This window comes from Leifsonia psychrotolerans (assembly GCF_013410665.1).
Taxonomy (GTDB): Bacteria; Actinomycetota; Actinomycetes; order Actinomycetales; family Microbacteriaceae; genus Cryobacterium; species Cryobacterium psychrotolerans_A.
Map to the genome: position 1 here is coordinate 1,944,830 of NZ_JACCFM010000001.1, position 15,236 is coordinate 1,960,065.

13 protein-coding genes are annotated in these 15,236 nt (G+C 63.5%); 4 read left to right on the forward strand and 9 right to left on the reverse strand.

Annotated features, from left to right (window positions below; translation table 11 throughout):
• Positions 1–97: 97 nt before the first annotated feature.
• A complete protein-coding gene (locus HNR05_RS09065; RefSeq protein WP_179578714.1) occupies positions 98–592 on the reverse strand; it encodes an OsmC family protein in 495 nt (164 codons plus the stop codon).
• Between the two features lie 114 nt (positions 593–706).
• Between HNR05_RS09065 and gabT the strand changes: the two genes are divergently transcribed.
• Positions 707–2,098 carry a 4-aminobutyrate--2-oxoglutarate transaminase gene (gabT, locus tag HNR05_RS09070; RefSeq protein WP_179578715.1) on the forward strand — a complete coding sequence of 464 codons (1,392 nt, stop codon included), beginning with the start codon at positions 707–709 and terminating at the stop codon, positions 2,096–2,098.
• 6 nt (positions 2,099–2,104) lie between these two features.
• A complete protein-coding gene (locus tag HNR05_RS09075; RefSeq protein WP_179578716.1) occupies positions 2,105–3,094 on the forward strand; it encodes an asparaginase in 990 nt (329 codons plus the stop codon).
• A gap of 181 nt (positions 3,095–3,275) precedes the next feature.
• On the opposite strand, the gene HNR05_RS09080 is transcribed toward HNR05_RS09075, so the two are convergent.
• The 8 genes from HNR05_RS09080 to HNR05_RS09115 form a co-directional block, all read right to left on the reverse strand.
• Complete coding sequence (locus HNR05_RS09080; protein WP_179578717.1) at positions 3,276–4,082, reverse strand: ABC transporter permease subunit; 807 nt, start codon at positions 4,080–4,082, stop codon at positions 3,276–3,278.
• Positions 4,079–4,996 (reverse strand): ABC transporter permease, encoded by a 918-nt coding sequence (locus tag HNR05_RS09085; protein WP_179578718.1) that lies wholly within the window; start codon positions 4,994–4,996, stop codon positions 4,079–4,081. Before HNR05_RS09085 ends, HNR05_RS09080 begins: the two co-directional genes overlap by 4 nt.
• Positions 4,997–4,998: 2 nt before the next feature.
• Positions 4,999–6,198 (reverse strand): polyamine ABC transporter ATP-binding protein, encoded by a 1,200-nt coding sequence (locus HNR05_RS09090; RefSeq protein WP_179578719.1) that lies wholly within the window; start codon positions 6,196–6,198, stop codon positions 4,999–5,001.
• A 2-nt stretch (positions 6,199–6,200) separates the two neighbouring features.
• Positions 6,201–7,415, reverse strand: coding sequence for an ABC transporter substrate-binding protein (locus HNR05_RS09095; protein WP_179578720.1), 1,215 nt, complete (start codon positions 7,413–7,415; stop codon positions 6,201–6,203).
• Positions 7,416–7,606: 191 nt separating this feature from the next.
• Positions 7,607–10,573: an FtsK/SpoIIIE domain-containing protein gene (locus tag HNR05_RS09100; RefSeq protein WP_179578721.1), complete on the reverse strand. Its 2,967-nt coding sequence runs from the start codon at positions 10,571–10,573 to the stop codon at positions 7,607–7,609.
• Between the two features lie 90 nt (positions 10,574–10,663).
• Entirely contained in the window at positions 10,664–11,296 is a 633-nt protein-coding gene (locus HNR05_RS09105) for an FHA domain-containing protein (RefSeq protein WP_179578722.1), read from the reverse strand.
• A gap of 50 nt (positions 11,297–11,346) precedes the next feature.
• Positions 11,347–12,171, reverse strand: coding sequence for a PP2C family protein-serine/threonine phosphatase (locus HNR05_RS09110; RefSeq protein WP_343062536.1), 825 nt, complete (start codon positions 12,169–12,171; stop codon positions 11,347–11,349).
• Between the two features lie 43 nt (positions 12,172–12,214).
• Entirely contained in the window at positions 12,215–13,096 is an 882-nt protein-coding gene (locus HNR05_RS09115) for an FHA domain-containing protein (RefSeq protein WP_179578723.1), read from the reverse strand.
• A gap of 231 nt (positions 13,097–13,327) precedes the next feature.
• On the opposite strand from HNR05_RS09115, the gene HNR05_RS09120 reads away from it, so the two are divergent.
• Together HNR05_RS09120 and HNR05_RS09125 are read left to right on the forward strand one after the other, a co-directional pair.
• The gene (locus tag HNR05_RS09120; protein ID WP_179578724.1) at positions 13,328–13,810 is read left to right on the forward strand and encodes an Lrp/AsnC family transcriptional regulator; all 483 of its coding nucleotides are present in this window, start codon (positions 13,328–13,330) and stop codon (positions 13,808–13,810) included.
• 2 nt (positions 13,811–13,812) lie between these two features.
• The gene (locus tag HNR05_RS09125) at positions 13,813–15,231 is read left to right on the forward strand and encodes an aspartate aminotransferase family protein (RefSeq protein ID WP_179578725.1); all 1,419 of its coding nucleotides are present in this window, start codon (positions 13,813–13,815) and stop codon (positions 15,229–15,231) included.
• Positions 15,232–15,236 lie beyond the last annotated feature (5 nt).

Consider the following 15,236-nt stretch of genomic DNA (forward strand, 5'->3'; position numbering starts at 1 on the left):
CGGGATGGGCTCCATCAACGGGATGGGCTCCATCAACGGGGTGAGCTCGATCAACAGGATCGAACGGCTGCTCGCTTAGATTGACGTGCGAGTTGGCTCAGACAACGGGCCCCTCACGCCCGGCGCCAGCCACCGTCTGCGGCTCGTGGCCCACAGGGAAATTCACCGACGATGCGATGAAGCACAGCCGGGACGCTTCGGCATGCAGCGACTGGGCGAGGTCGATCTGCGTTGCATCGGTGATCGTCACCCGGGGATGGAGCGTCGCCGATGTGAAATGCCCACCACCATCGCTCGTCTGTTCCATGATGCCCACGGCAGCATCCGTGTAGTCGACTACCGTGACGCCGTTCTTCACCGCGACATGCAAATACGAGAGCATGTGACATTGGCTGAGCGCCGCGAGCAGCAGTTCCTCGGGGTTCCACAGTTCCCTGTTGCCATGAAATGTCGGGTCGGCCGACCCCTCGATCGCGGGCTTACCGGCCGCTTCCACGCGGTTTTCCCGCCCATACTCGCGATAGTGACTCGTGCCCGATCCCCGATTGCCGGTCCAGGTGACCAGCACCGCGTAGTGATGTGAAAGGTTCAACGGGGCTCCTTGCAGCGTTCGCCGTGAGAGATCTGGACAGATCTGGACAGATCCGATTCTTGCAGTGAAAGCCCTGGTCCGGCATGCGTGCCTCATTGGTAAACTAACGCCACTATGACTGAAACGATTCTGACCGACACCCCCACCAGCCCCTCCGCCCCCGCGTACACGGTGTCGCAGGAACGAAAGATCGTCACCGCCATTCCCGGCCCGAAGTCGGTTGAGATGAACAAACGCCGCCTTGAAGTCGTCTCCGCCGGTGTCAGCTCGGCCCTGCCCGTCTACATCAAGAAGGCCAACGGCGCCATCCTTGTCGACATCGACGACAACCAATTCATCGACCTGGGCGCCGGAATCGGTGTCACCACGATCGGCCACACCGACACGAACGTGGTTAACGCCGCGGTCGCTCAGGTGCAGGAGTTCATCCACACCCTCTTCACGATCACCCCGTATGAGGAGTATGTGCGCGTTGCCGAGCTGCTCGCCGCACACACACCCGGTGATTTCGCGAAGAAGTCCGTTCTCATCAACTCCGGCGCCGAGGCCGTCGAGAACGGCGTGAAGATCGCTCGCAAATACACCGGTCGTCGTGCCGTCGCCGTACTCGATCACGCCTACCACGGCCGCACCGTTCTCACCATGGCCATGAATTTCAAGGCCATGCCCTATGCGACAGGATTCGGTCCGCTCGCCAGCGACGTCTACCACGCACCGAGCTCATACCCCTACCACGACGGTCTCAACGGGACGGATGCCGCGGCCCGCACCATCGCCTATCTCGATAAGGTCGTCGGCGCAAGCGACCTCGCGTGCCTCGTCGTCGAGCCGATTCAAGGCGAGGGCGGTTTCATGGTTCCGGCCGACGGCTACCTTCCGGCCCTGCAGGAGTGGTGCACGGCCAACGGCGTCGTCATGATCGCCGACGAAATCCAGAGCGGCATGGCGCGCACGGGCGCCTATTACGCCAGCGAGCACTTCGGCTGGGTTCCCGACATGGTGCTCACCGCAAAGGGAATCGCCGGCGGCCTGCCGCTCGCTGCCGTCACCGGTCGGGCCGAGATCATGGATGCTGCTCAGCCCGGCGGACTCGGCGGGACCTTCGGCGGAAACCCCGTCGCCTGCGCCGCCGCGATCGCCGTCTTCGAATCGATCGAGAACAACAACCTACTCGCCGAGGGTGCCCGCATCGAGGCAGCGCTCCTTGCCGGTCTCGAAACGCTCAAGGCCAAGTACGACATCATCGGCGACATCCGTGGTCGCGGTGCGATGATCGCCATCGAGCTCGTGCAGCCGGGCACCGGCGACACCACCAAGGAGCCCAACGCCGCAGCGGTCTCCTCGATCGCGGCCTACGCCGCACAGCACGGTGTGCTCTTGCTGACGGCCGGCACGTATGGCAACGTGCTGCGCTTCCTGCCGAGCCTGGCCGTCACCGACGCACTGATTGCCGATGCACTTTCGGTGATCGACGACGGCATCGCTGCACTCTCGTCGGCGAAGTAACAGCACGTGGAGACTTTTACACTCGCTGACGCGGTTGAATTGGCTGTCGTCGAACGCAGCGGTTTCATCGAATCGAGGCACGCCGGTTCAGCCGTCGTCGTGAACGGCGAAGGCGAGGTGGTGCGCACTCTCGGCGACTCGACAGCGCTGGTATTCCCCCGCTCCGCCATGAAACCGTTTCAGGCCGTCGCCGTGATGGCGAGCGGAGTCGCCCTGCGCGGCGAGGATGCCGCCATCGCGACGGCAAGCCACAGCGGTACATCGAGGCACGTCGCCCTTGTGCAGGGGCTGCTCACCCGGGCCGGAATTCCCGAGCAGGCTCTAGCCTGCCCGGCCGCCTGGCCAGAAGATCAGGCGGCGCGTGATGCGCTTGTGCGCCTCGGTGCGCAAAAGGCCCCCGTCTACATGACGTGTTCGGGTAAGCATGCGGCCATGCTCGTGGCCTGTGCGGCGAACGACTGGCCACTTGAAGGTTACCTCGACCCGACGCATCCGTTGCAGAAACGCATTCTCGACGTCGTCGAACGGTTCACGGGCGAGCGCCCGGCTCAGACTGGGTTTGACGGATGCGGCGCCCCGGTGCACGCATTCACCCTGACTGCCCTGGCTCGCGGCATCGCCCGCATTGCGACGTCCCGTCCGAATTCGCCGTTTGCGATCTACCGTGAGGCCGGCTTTCTGGCCGAAGCTGTTCGATCGAACGGCTGGGTCGTCGCGGGTCCCGGGCAGTCGGACACCGTGCTCATCGAGCGTCTCGGTCTGTTCGCCAAGTTCGGTGCAGAAGGAATCATGGTCGTCTCGGCGCCGAACGGAACCACGGTGGCGCTGAAGATTCTCGATGGTAGCCTGCGTCCCGGAGCCATCGTCGCGCTGAACTTGCTTGCCGATGCCGGCGCTCTCGACCGCGACGCGGTGAACAAGGCCGCTGCCGAGTTGCACCTCGACGTGCTGGCCGCCGGTCACCCGGTGGGCCGAACCCGGGCCAGTTACGTCTAGCCTCTACGCTGCCCGGAAGGGTCTCGACACGCTCGACCAACGGAACACACACGGCCCACCCGGCCTCGACACGCTCGACCAACGGAACACACACGGCCCACCCGGCCCCGACACGCTCGACCAACGGAACATCCGCTGATCGAGCGTGTCGAGATCACGCAACCGGAGGCCCGGCGCCAAGCTAGACGAACTTCGCCAGTCTCTTGGCCCGGGCCGCCGCCGATACCTGCGCTGTCACCACGATGATCAGGGCGAAGATGAATACCGCCGATGCAATCACATTCGCTTCAGCCGGGATTCCTCGCGCAGCCGATATATAGATGTACTTCGGGAACGTTGACACGGAACCGGAGTTGAAGTTCGTGATGATGAAGTCATCGAAACTCAACGCGAACGAAAGCAGCGCGGCCGCAAGAATGCCGGGGAGAAGCAGCGGGAAGGTCACCCTCAGGAACACCTGGCTCGGCGATCCATACAGGTCACGCCCAGCCTCTTCAAGCGCCGGGTCCAGGCTCGCCACCCGCGCCTTGACCGTCACCACGACGAAACTGATGCAGAACATGGTGTGCGCCAGGATGATCGTGAGCATGTTCTTCGGCACGCCGACCGCGAGGAACTGAGCGGCAAGACCCGCACCGAGCACGACCTCTGGCGTCGCCATCGGAAGGAACAGCAGCAGGCTCGTCCCCGAGCGGAACTTGAACCGATAGCGCACGATGGCGATGGCGATCATGGTTCCGAGGGTGGTCGCCAGCACTGTTGCGACGGCTCCGATGACCAGGCTGTTGCCGAACGCCTGACACACTGCACCGTTTTGAACCTGACACACGTTCAGCCACTTGTCGAAGGTGAATCCGCGCCACGCGATGTTCGACTTCAACGAGTCATTGAACGAGAAGACAAAGGTGTAGACGATCGGCACCATCAGGAAGATCAGGGCGAGTGCCGAATACACCGGCAGGAGCCATTTGCCCAAGGAAAACCTCACAGCAGATCCTCCGTTCCCGAGCGCTTCACATAGAACAAGACCATCACGAGAATCACACTCATCAGAATGATCGACAGCGCTGCCGCCGCCGGATAGTTGAGGAGCACCAGAAAGTTGGCCTCAATCACGTTTCCCACCATCTGAGTGTCTGGGCCACCGAGAAAGTCTCGGCTGGCGTTGATGTAGTCGCCCGCTGCCGGGATGAAGGTGAGCAGGGTTCCCGCGACGATGCCCGGCATCGACAGCGGAATTGTCACCTTGCGGAACACCTGGAACGGGTTCGCATAGAGGTCGTTCCCCGCTTCGAGATACCGCACGTCGAGCCGTTCGAGCGTCGTGTAGAGCGGCAGCGTCATGAACGGAATGAAGTTGTAGGTCAAACCGAAGATCACCGCCCCCGCCGTACCGGTGAAGTGGGCATCCGGCGCCATCAGTGACAGGGCCTTGAGCGAGGTGATCACAAATGACTCGTCCGAAAGCAGCTGCTTCCACGCCAGCGTGCGCAGTAGAAAGCTGATGAAGAACGGCGCAATGACCATGACGAGCATCAGGCTCTGCAGCAGTGGCCAGCGCCGCGCCTTCACCCCGATGAAGTAAGCCAGCGGATAGCTGATGGCCAGGGCCAGCACCGTGGCACAGAGTGCATAGCCGAAGGAGCGCAGGATGTGCGGCCAGTAGTCCGAGATGACCTGGACGTAGTTCTCCCATTTGAAGGCATAGCTGAATTGGCCGACGTCACCGTCGACCATCGGGGCCTGGAACGAAGTCAGCAGCAGAGAGAAGAGCGGAGTGATGAAGAACAGCACCAGGTACAGGATGCCGGGCAGCAGCAGGAACAGCGCGATGGGGCTCTTCTTGCGCGGCGTGGCTTCAACCCCCGGCGCCGTCGTCGTGGCGAACGCAGCGAAGGCCATCCCTACGCCTCTTCCAGCTCCGTTTGCAGCGCATCGCGCTGGTGAGCGGCGATGCTCCGGGTGTCGGCGTCCGGCTCGAAGCGCGGAGCAGTGGCCGGGTCGTCTTCGAGACCGAAACCGTGCTCGATGTTCCAACTGACCCAGACTTCGGCATTCTCGCCGGCGACCGGACCGAAGGCCATGTTCTGGGCGAAGACGATCACGTTCCCGAGCCCGGGAATGGCAACCAGATATTGCGTGCTCACACCGCTGAATGACACGTCGATCACACGACCGGGCCCGAGCATATTATGGTCGGCGCGTTCGGCGGGGGCGTCCAGGTGCAGGCTCAGCTTCTCGGGGCGCACACCGATCGTGACGTCGCCGGCATGGCGGTGAGAGCGCTGCGTGGGCACGAGGATGCGGTGGCCGGCGACATCCACCGCGATCGCGGTGCTCGTATTTGCGACGACGGTTCCGGTGAAGAGATTGGACTGACCCAAGAAGTTGGCGACGAAGGCGGTTTTGGGCAGTTCATACAACTGCTGCGGTGCCCCCATCTGCTCGATCCGGCCCTTGTTCATCACCGCGACGGTGTCGGCCATGGTCATGGCCTCCTCCTGGTCGTGGGTCACGTGCAAGAAGGTCAGCCCGACCTCAACCTGAATCGTCTTCAGTTCAAGCTGCATCTGCCGACGCAACTTGAGGTCGAGAGCGCCGAGCGGCTCGTCGAGCAGCAGCAGTGCCGGTCGATTCACCAGGGCCCGGGCGAGAGCGACACGCTGTTGCTGACCGCCCGAGAGCTGGATCGGCTTGCGGGTCGCCAAATGATCGAGTTCGACCAGACGCAATGCCTCATGTGCCTTGGCGACCGGGTCGGCGATTTTGCGCCGACGCAGGCCGAACGCCACGTTCTCCAGCACCGTCATGTGCGGGAAGAGCGCGTAGCTCTGGAACACCGTGTTCACGGGTCGCTTGAAAGGCTTCTGCCCGGTGACATCACGGCCGCCGATCAGAATCTGCCCGGCAGTCGGATCTTCCAAGCCGGCGACAAGTCGCAGCGTCGTGGTCTTGCCACAGCCCGACGGTCCGAGAAGCGCGAAGAACGAACCGGCCGGAATGACGAGATCGAGGTTTTCGATGGCGGTGAACCCGGGGAACCGTTTTTGAATTCCCACCAGCTCAAGGTCGGCGCCGCTCTCAGCGAATTCACTGATCGCCACGATCACGCCCCCAGCAGGATGCTCTGGAATGAGGCGTCGTACTTCTGTTCTTCCTCGGGGCTGAGCGACCGGAAGACGTGGGCGTTCGCCAGCGTCGCCTCATCGGGGAAAATGAGCTGGTTGTTTGCCAACTCGGGGTCGATGGCAATCGCGGCTTCCTTGGCGCCGACGACCGGGGGGATGTAGTTCACGTAGGCCGCCACCTCAGCAGCAACCTCCGGCTCGTAGTAGAAGTTGATCAGCTTCTCGGCGTTGGCCTTCCGCTTCGAGCCGATCGGCACCACGAAGTTGTCATTCCAGAGTGTTCCACCCGAGTCGGGCAGCGCGAACCCCCACTTGTCGCCGTTCTCAGCGTTCAGCTGGGTGATATCACCTGACCAGACGATGGCCGCGAGGGTGTCGCCGTTCACAAGGTCTTCCTTGTATGAGTTCCCCTTGATGTTACGGATCTGGCCATCGGTGACCTGCTTCTGCAGTACCTCGATCGCCGCGTTGTACTCGTCGTCGCCCCACTTGCCTGAGATGGAGGTGCCGTTGGCCTGCATCAGGATGCCCATCGTGTCGCGCATCTCCGAGAGCGTTCCCACGCGGCCCTTGAGGTCTTTGCTCCACAGCTCCTCGACGGAGGTCAGACCGTTCGGCAGCTTCTCCTTGTTCCAGGCGATGCCGGCAAATCCGCCCTGCCACGGCACTGACATGGTGCGGCCCGGGTCGAAGTCGACGTCTTTCAACGCCGGCGTGAGGTTGGCCAGGTTTGGGATGTTCGCGTGATCGAGCTCTTGCACGAACCCACGACGAATCACCCTCGCCACCATCCAGTCGGTCAAGCAGACCGTGTCTGCGCCGATGTCTTGGCCGAGGGCAAGCTGGTCTTTGACCTTGCCGTAGTAGGTGTTGTTGTCGTCGACGGCTTCGACGTACTTCACTGTGATGCCGGTTTCTTTGGTGAACTGCTCGAGCGTCGGGTAGTTGCCCTGGTCGTCGATGTCAATGTAGAGAGCCCAGTTGTCCCAGTTCACCGTCTTGTCGGTAGCCGAAATATCGGTGGCCGCCGTGGGCTTGGCACTGGCCCCTCCCGTTGAACAGGCCGCGAGGGCAAGCGCTGCGGCTCCGGCTCCGGCCCCGGCAAGCAGTGTGCGTCTGCCCATTTGGGCGCGCTGTGCCTGACGCACGAGCTGGGCGATCATCGGGTCCGTGGGTAGTGGCTTCGACACCATGGGTAAGACTCCTCGTACTCTCGAGCGGTGAATCACCGACTCGCTCGCACCGTTGCGAGTGGATTGATCCTGACACAACCACAGGCCAAAACACGAAACCGATGCCCAGATCGTTAACTTTTTTGCCGAAACCACGCGAAATCAGTACAAATAGCCCCCCTTTTCTTCGAAAACGTCCGTGTCCTGCCTGATCAGCGGCCGGATTCCACTGAACCACGATGAACGTGCCCATCCGGCTCGAGCACCCACACCCGGTTGCGCCCCGGCGCGAGCGGTGGCGGAACTTCTCGTCGGCGACTGATCAGGCGATAGTCGGCAAGGGTGCAGCGGTCGAAGATCAGCGGACTGCGCTGCCGCAGCAGCTGGAGCGCAGCCCATTCGATCTGCCAGGCATCCGGATCACCGACGAACGCCGTCGGGCCAATCAGTGCCGTCACGTCGAGCTGCCCGCGGGCGCCGCCCAGCGGCGGTGTGAGCTCGACCACAGTAGCCACCTCACCCCGAATCTCTCGCAGCCGCTCGACGCAGCGGGCCGGGGACCCTGAAATGAGCACCAGCGTGCTCTGCGCGGATAGCCCCGGGAGGGGCTGCGGTCGGGCGCGTCCACCCGTCGGATCGAGGGCAGCGAGCAGTTGAATTCGGGTGCCGCGCCAGCTTCCGCCGCCCGCCGGCAGAGTCGTGTCGAACCGGGCCGGTACTCCCCCGGCGGCCCGATGCTCGTCAAGATTCTGCATCCGCAGCAGCAGAGCGCTTCCGCAGAGGGTCGACAAGATCTGCAGTCCGCCGACAGCACGCTGCACCGCAATGACCAGTGTGATCCCGGCCGCGGCGCCGTCACGCAGCACGATCGTCAGCAGGTCCAGCGCCGCCAGCCGATAGTCGCTTTCCCAGCGCGCGTACACCGAGTCGAAGTCGTCAAGGAGAAGCAGCAGTCCTGGAGTCGTAGCGTCCGGGTCCAGGCACCGCCGATGCGCACGGTCGAGGGCATCCCACGTGTTCTCGATGTCAGCATCGACGAGCTCGACCAGCCCGACCGGGTGCGCGGTTTTTCGCGCTTGTTCCGCCATCATGGCCAGAGCGGCCGACTTCCCCGAGTGGGCCGCCCCGACGACGAGCAGGTGCCCGTGCCTGGTCGGCGCGTATCCGGCAACTCGATAGCGCTGATGGGCAGGCTCATCGAACAGCCCGATCTGAAGCTCGTCGGCTCCCGCCTCGGCCGCCGGGCCACCGGCGGCAACCGCTGCGAGCACTTCCCTCGTGACCATCGGCGGGAGCGGGGGGAGCCAGGGTCGGCGGGCTCGGTCGCCACGAGGCTCCCCGGCACTCGCGTCGTGCGCGCGCCCGATGATCTGCTGAATATCGTCGACGGACGTGGTGGCAATCTGGCACAGCCGAGGATCACCGACTCCGCACTTGATCAGCACCCGGCCCGGTAGCGTGGGCGCGAGGGAAGCCGCCGCGTCGGTTCCGATCACCGCGAGACTGTCGGCTCGATTGTTGACGCGCAGTGAGAGCCGCAGACTGCAGTTGGCCAGCAGCGCGTCGCGGACCACCCCCGCAGGTCGTTGTGTACACAGGATGAGGTGGACGCCGAGGGAACGCCCGCGCGCCGCGATATCAACGAACAGGGCGTGCAGGTCCGGAAAGGCCCCGAGCATCGTGGCGAACTCATCAACCACGATCACCAAACGCGGCACAGACGGAACTATTCGAGCGTCACCGATCTCTCGCGCGCCAGCGTCGGCCAGTATCTGTTCCCGATAGCGCAGTTCGGCGGTCAGGCTTTCCAGGGCGCGCGTCGCCTCGTGCTCGTCGAGATCGGTGACCAGACCGACACAGTGTGGCAGCGTCGTCAGCGCGGAGAGCGCCGCACCGCCTTTGAAATCGACGAGCAAGAAGGTGACCTCGTCGGGCGGGTACCGAGCGGCCATCGCCACGATCCAGGTGACCAAAAGCTCACTCTTTCCGCTCCCGGTGGTCCCACCGACAACCGCGTGCGGTCCCTGGCGCACCAGATCGATACAGAGCGGCCCGTCGGCACTCAGGCCGACGGCACAGTCAAGACCACGGCCGCGTGCCGACGACGGATGCGGCTGGTCGGCGGTGACGCCAATGTCACGCAACTGAACCGACGAGGGCACGACGTCGCGCAGCTGGGATATCCCCGCTGCGTCGGCAGAGCGGCACAACTCCGTCGCGTGACGCGCGGCTTCGACGACGGAGGCAAGGTCTGGCGAAAAGACGAGTGACCGTTGCCCAGCCGCCGAACGCACGAGCTCCGCCTGCTCGGGGCTCCGCATCCGCACGATTGTTGCGCACCCCGGGGGCAACGTCTCGATGCTCGGTGCCACGGCGAGGATGATGCGCTGCCCGCCGGGCTGTGCCACACCGGATTGTGCGGCCTCCGATCGTGCGCTGTCGGATCGTGCGGCGCCCTCGCTGACGACGATCTCGTGCTCCGCAGTCCGCCCGCCGGCATGCGGCAACGTCAAGCTCCAGGACCACCCGGTTCCACCGGCGGCACCGGATCCGGATGCGACGACAACTCTCCACCGCTCGGGTGAAAGCGTGAAGCTCAGTTGCACGAGAAGTGCGCGTCCCAGTGCGAGCGCCGCGGCCGGTGACCCGACGATGCCGATACCGCCGCGCGCATCGGCCGTGACCGGTGCATCTCGCAGCGTCGATGCCGCCAGCCGAAGTCGCCCGGCCTCTGTCGATCCGTCGTCGCCCTCAAGCACCAGGCCGCTTGCCACGGCGCCGACTCCGAGGCTGACCTCGGTGGGAGCCTGCGGAGCCCAGCGCAGCGCTTCGTCGGGCGCGCGCAGGATGCTGCCTGACGCAGGAGTTCGCAGCCAGGCAGCCTGGCGAAGAAGTTCGAGCCGCTCATCGATGTCGTGCTGGAGGGCGCCAATCGCCTCGCCGTAGCGTGCACTGTCACGTCGCCGTGTGCGCCTCGACGTACGGCGGCTATCGAGCACGCTCGCCACAGCCATAACCGGACTCAGCCCCGCAAATACCAACGCAAACAGCGATCCGGTGATTGCCCACATCGCTGCCGCCGCAGCCAGTGGGGCCAGACTCGCAACGAGCGGGAATCCGGCGCGCTGAGCATCGGCGGGATGCGCCGGGATACGCAGTGGGTCGACGGGGCTGTACACAGACTCAGAACATCAGTCGAGTCCCGTCGGTACTGCACTCCGAACCGAATCGGTGCACAGCGCGTGCCGAGAGATCGTGTGGAGGAACGCCTAGACGAGCACGAAGAACTGGTCGGCGATCTCGACCCGAGAACCGCGCGGCACCAAGTAGCGGCGGCCGGGTTCGCAGCGAATAGCCGAGTCGTCTGGCCGCCTGATCACCGTGCCATTGCCGGAGAACCGATCGGTGATCCAAAACTCGCCGTCGTGTTGGCCGAACTCAAGATGGCACTTCGATACCGACATGCCCACATCGTGAATCTGAATCAGGTGGTCGAATTCTTCGTCGCTCTGCGCGACCGGTCGACGTCCGACCAAACCGGACCCCACAACGGCGAGGCTCTCCCCCGTGCTGAACTCCATCACGAACGGGGGTGCCACGTCGGCCGGCGGCCACTGCGCAACATCGTTCGGCGCCGCAGCTGCCGGAGGTGCAGCTGCCGGAGGTGCAGCCGGAGACACCGCAGGAACGACGACCGCTGTCGGCGGAGGCTCCTCCTCGCCCATCCGGTAGGGAATCGAGAACACCGCGGACTGCGGTGGCAGCGGCGCAATGATCGACGTGTCGCCGGGCTGTGCATCGGCTCGCTTGCGGCTCAGCGGCGTCGCGGAGGTCGAACTTCCGCATTCGCCGCAGAACATGGCCCGCTCGGGCAATGATGCCCCGCAGATCTGACAGGTCACGAGGCGAATCCTTCCCTAGCCCAACTCATTTCTTCCAGAGTACAGACCATTCATTGCGCAGCATCCGAAACAGACGAGTCGGTCACATCACCGGTCACGACATCGACGACGTCAAGAACAATCACTGTCACGTTGTCGCGCCCACCGTTCTCGAGCGCCGCGTTGACGAGGGCATCCGCGGCATCCCCGGGATCCGGGTTGCCGAGCAGAAAATGTCGGATCCCGTAGGCGGTGAGTTCCTTGGTCAGCCCATCCGAACACACCAGAATGCGCATGCCCGGTTGAACGTTAAGAATTCGATAGTCGGGAATCGGTGCCTCGTGGAATCCGACGGCACGTGTGATCACGTTTCCCTGCGGGTGAACGTCAGCTTCCTCGCGCGTGATGCGGCCGGAGTCGACCAGTTCCTGCACGACAGAGTGGTCGACAGTGACCTGCTCGAGCACGCCCGACACCAACTGGTAGACCCGGGAGTCGCCGATGTTGAAGACGATCCACACCGCTTCGCCTGCGATGACCCCGAGGGCGGCCCCTGTCGCGGTTGTTCCGGTTCCGCGGTCTGTCACCCCGGCGCCCTGTGCCATATCTTCGACGGCCAGGCTGAGCGAACGGGCAATGGCCTCGGCCGACATCGAGCTTTCGCCCACGTGCTCGGCGAGTCGCGTGACAACCGCAGCGCTGGCGACGTCGCCGGCAGAATGACCACCCATTCCATCGGCCACGCAGAAGATCGGAGGCAGAGCGACAAGACTGTCTTCGTTGGCCTCCCGCCGATGGCCGACGTCGGTGCGAGCACCCCACGAGAGCATCACCTGAGTGTTGAGTGACGGAAGAACAACCGTCCGACTACTGGTGCCTTGACCGATCTGGGTCACCGATGGTGCCTTCCGACTACGCCTCAAACTCCAGGCCAACGTTCTACCGCTCGCTCACAGGGAGGATCTCGATGATATTACCGTCCCCCACGTTAACAGTTGCATCGGCTGTGACGCGGAAAGCCACGCCTGGCTGCAACCGAACCGGCGCCACGTGCGGCGTGCCCGCTTCGCGCACAGCCACACTCGTGCCGTTGGTCGAGCCCAGGTCGGTGAGGAGGACGGCATCACCCAGCTGTCGAATTTCGAGGTGCGTCGCTGAGACCGCCGAGGTGCTCGACGCCAGCGGAATCAGCACGACACGACGGCCATCACCGTCTGACAACCGTGGCCGGCGACCGAGCACGAAGACCGCATCCAGCGGCCGCTCATCGCCGCTCGGCAGCCGCACGCGGTAGCGGTTCGCTGCGGTCGGTTCCACGCTCGAGTGCGAGTTCGAGTGCGCGAGCGACCAGCGCAGTGCGGTTCCGCGCACTGCACCGGTGCCGTTGCCCGGAGGCGAGACAGCCTCGGGCCCGTCGCTTGTCTCCGGTGCAGCGAGGCGCACTGCCGTCACCGACTGAAAATCGGACAGCAGCCAGGGACGGATCCCGCGGTCGGTGAAGTCGCGCGAGCCCTCGACCGTGTACACCGTCGCCGTGATCTGACCGCGCACAATGATCGAAACCGGAATCCCGTCGTCGCCGGTCTCGCCCGAGAAGCACACAACCGCGAAACTGTCGACGTTCTGTTCTCCTGCGAGGGGAAGCAGGGCAACCAGTGATTCCAAGATGATCGACGCATCGGGTGCGCGCGCCACGAACTCGTCAATGATCGACGGTGCTGTCGTGCTGGGGACTGCGGCGAAGAAGCGGCGGCCCACGATGAACGTCCACTCGGGGCCACCCCCGAGTGATCGTTCATAACTCACACGTCCGTGATCCATATGCCGTTTCAGTCTCTCTTCTGCGCGGCTCCTCGAAGCCGCGTCACGAACCGATCTACGACGCCAACGGAGTGTATGAACCCACCGTGGCCTAGAGTGACCACGCCGTCGCTTCATCCTATCCATCCCTCTTCACCGCATTCGAGCTAAGTTCTGTGGAATTCGTAGAATTTACTGCAAATAACCACTGATTCCCTTGCCGAAGGGCATTCTCACTGTCACAATCGAAAGATGACGACATACGACCGCAACGCTGCGGGGAAACCTGCGCACCTTGACGAGGTCTCGAAGAAGATCATCGAACAGCTGCAAGCCGACGGTCGCCGTTCGTACGCTGAAATCGGAAAAGCCGTTGGGTTGAGTGAAGCCGCCGTGCGGCAACGCGTTCAGAAGCTGACCGAGTCCGGGGTCATGCAAGTTGTCGCCGTCACTGATCCCATGCAGCTTGGTTTCTACCGTCAGGCCATGATCGGCATCCGGGCGACCGGTGACACTCGGCTGTTAGCCGACCGGCTTGCCGAGCTTCCTGCCGTCGATTATGTCGTTCTGACTGCCGGTTCGTTTGACATCTTGGCCGAAGTCGTCTGCGAAGACGACGACGAGCTGCTCACTCTCTTGAACTCCAAGATCCGCAATCTCGAAGGAGTCACCTCCACTGAAACGTTCGTCTATCTCAAACTCCACAAACAGCTCTACAACTGGGGAACACGATAAAAATGAGTAAATCAGAACCAACCGTATATACCGATGCCCAGAATGCCGCGATGCAGCAGAAGGCGAAGGATCACCTCTGGATGCACTTCGCTCGTCAGTCGGTGATGGAAAGCGGCGCCGGTGTGCCGATCATCACCAAGGGTGAGGGTCACCACATCTGGGACTCAAACGGCAAGAAGTACATCGACGGCCTGAGCGGTCTGTTCGTCGTGAACGCCGGACACGGCCGCAAGCGCCTCGCCGAAGTCGCTGCGAAGCAGGCGGAAGAACTCGCCTTCTTCCCGATCTGGTCCTACGCGCACCCGAACGCCATCGACCTGGCCGATCGCCTCGCCGATTATGCTCCGGGCGACCTGAACCGTGTCTTCTTCTCCACCGGCGGTGGTGAGGCGGTCGAAACCGCGTTCAAGCTGGCCAAGTACTACTGGAAGCTCAAGGGCCGCCCCACCAAGCACAAGGTCATCTCCCGCAACGTGGCGTATCACGGCACCCCGCAGGGCGCGCTGGCCATCACAGGCATCCCTGCGATGAAGGAGATGTTTGAGCCGATCACGCCCGGCGGATTCCGCGTTCCCAACACCAACTTCTACCGCGCAGACGAGATGGCCCCCGGCCTCGGACTCGGCGACGACCTGGAGAAGTTCGGCATGTGGGCAGCGAACCGCATCGAAGAGATGATCGAGTTCGAAGGTCCCGAGACCGTCGCTGCCGTGTTCCTCGAACCCGTGCAGAACTCGGGTGGTTGTTTCCCGCCGCCCCCCGGCTACTTCAAGCGCGTGCGTGAGATCTGCGACAAGTACGACGTGCTGCTCGTCGCCGACGAGGTCATCACGGCATTCGGTCGCATCGGCAACATGTTCGCGTCGACGACGTTCGGCATCGAGCCCGACATGATCACCTGCGCGAAGGGCATGACGAGTGGGTACTCGCCGATCGGTGCCACCATCGTCAGCGAGAAGATCTACGAGCCGTTCAAGCACGGCGACACCGCGTTCTACCACGGCTATACCTTCGGCGGACACCCGGTCTCCTCGGCCGTCGCACTCGCAAACCTCGACATCTTCGAAGATGAGAAGCTCAACGAGAACGTGCGAGAGAATTCGCCCCTGTTCCGTGCCGAACTCGAGAAGCTGCTCGACCTGCCCATCGTCGGCGACGTGCGCGGTGAGGGCTACTTCTTCGGCATCGAGCTGGTCAAGGACAAAAAGACCAAGGAGACGTTCAACGATGAGGAATCGGAGCGACTGCTGCGCGGCTTCCTCTCGAAGGCGCTCTTCGAAGCGGGACTGTACTGCCGTGCGGATGACCGGGGCGACCCCGTTGTTCAGCTCGCTCCCCCGCTGACCATCGGCCCGGCCGAGTTCCGCGAAATTGGCGACATCCTGCGCAGTGTCTTGACTGAGGCCGAGAACCACATGTAGGGCAC

Coding starts and splice junctions, on each gene's coding strand:
- gabT (WP_179578715.1), top strand. CDS start 707: ATGACTGAAACGATTCTGACCGACACCCCCACCAGCCCCTCCGCCCCC.
- HNR05_RS09085 (WP_179578718.1), bottom strand. CDS start 4,996: ATGGCCTTCGCTGCGTTCGCCACGACGACGGCGCCGGGGGTTGAAGCC.
- HNR05_RS09095 (WP_179578720.1), bottom strand. CDS start 7,415: ATGGTGTCGAAGCCACTACCCACGGACCCGATGATCGCCCAGCTCGTG.
- HNR05_RS09115 (WP_179578723.1), bottom strand. CDS start 13,096: ATGGATCACGGACGTGTGAGTTATGAACGATCACTCGGGGGTGGCCCC.
- HNR05_RS09120 (WP_179578724.1), top strand. CDS start 13,328: ATGACGACATACGACCGCAACGCTGCGGGGAAACCTGCGCACCTTGAC.
- HNR05_RS09125 (WP_179578725.1), top strand. CDS start 13,813: ATGAGTAAATCAGAACCAACCGTATATACCGATGCCCAGAATGCCGCG.